Annotated in this window: 1 protein-coding gene; it reads right to left on the bottom strand. The window is 55.8% G+C overall.

Translation table 11 applies throughout. From position 1 onward, the window contains the following. Nucleotides 1-259 precede the first annotated feature (259 nt). Nucleotides 260-1,285 carry an IS110 family RNA-guided transposase gene (locus AC25ND_RS26345; protein ID WP_186597768.1) on the bottom strand — a complete coding sequence of 342 codons (1,026 nt, stop codon included), beginning with the start codon at nt 1,283-1,285 and terminating at the stop codon, nt 260-262. Nucleotides 1,286-1,388: the final 103 nt, after the last annotated feature.

Raw genomic sequence — 1,388 nt, 5'->3', positions numbered from 1 at the left:
GACCAATCTATGGTCACCCCATTTTTTGCAATACTGTTCATCAGATGGAATGGATGGCTTGCTTCAATCTATCCGGCGTCTATTGGGCTCGCATCCCGCGCCACGATGAGCATTCGCACCTGGCGATCCTAACAAAGTAGGCGGCTTCCAAGAGCCAATTGGTCGTTCAGGATCATCGCCAGGCCGATCGGCCGTTTATTTCATCTGTTGTTCAGCTATCGCAAAACCTGATGGTGAAACTCGGTGCAGCACAACGGGGTCAGGCGTTTATCGCGTCTGGCTCCGTTTTATATTGCGTGTGCCGAGTGGCAATGGCCCAAGCGATGCGTGCCAGTTTGTTGGCCAACGCGCAGGCCACCACATTGGAGTGACGTCGCGCGAGCAATGAACGCACCCAATCGGCCAATGGGCCTTTCTGATACTTCAGGCGAAGCATGTAGACCCGTGCGCACAGCACCAGCAAATGCCGAAGGTTCTTGTCGCCACGCTTGCTGATCCCCAGCAAAGCTGGCCTACCACCAGTGCTGTACTGGCGGGGCACCAGACCTACAGAGGCCGCAAAGTCCCGGCTACTGCCGTACTGCCGAGCATCTCCCATTTCTACAGCCAGCAGGCTGGCGGTGATCGGCCCAACACACGGCATGCTCAGCAAACGACTGCCTAGATCATCGTCAGCCAGTTGGCTCTCCAGCTCTTTGTCCAACACCTTGATCTGCTCGCTCAAGTAGACGAAATGATCATGCAGGCGCTGCAGTAATGCGACGAGCCGTATTGGCAGGTCGTGCTCTTCAAGCACCGAAGCAAGGCGTTTGACCACTGACAATCCGGTCGGCAGGCTGACACCGAATTCGAGCAGGAACCCATGCATCTGGTTCACCGTCTTGGTTCGGTCGCGGATCAATGATTCACGCATCCGATGAGAAACAGAGAGCGTTTGCTGCTCAGGCGATTTTGGCGTCACAAAGCGCATGGAGGGTCGGGAAGCGGCTTCGCAGATGGCTTGCGCATCGACGAAGTCATTCTTGTTGCTCTTGACGAAAGGTTTAACGAACTGCGGCGAGATCAGCTTGGCCTCATGATCCATCGCTTTGATTTCTCGCGCCAGGCAGTGTGAACCGGCACAGGCCTCCATCACTACCGTGCAAGGGGGATGATTGGCCAGAAACCGCATCATCTGCTGCCTTGAGCACTTCTTGCGCATTACCTCTTTGCCGAACTTGTCCTGGGCGTGCAGGTGGAAGGTATGTTTACCAATGTCGATGCCGATCAGGGTCACGCTGCTCATGATGACGGTCTCCGAAGTAAAAGCACCCTGCGAAAGCGTACGCCTCGCAGGGTGCCGGGGTGACCATCTCATTAAGTAACCCGCCGTAAGGGCGGAAAGGTGA

It is taken from the genome of Pseudomonas sp. P110(2024) (genome assembly GCF_057480795.1).
The sequence above is the reverse complement of the archived record's forward strand: the minus strand, read 5'-3'. Positions and strand labels throughout refer to the sequence as shown.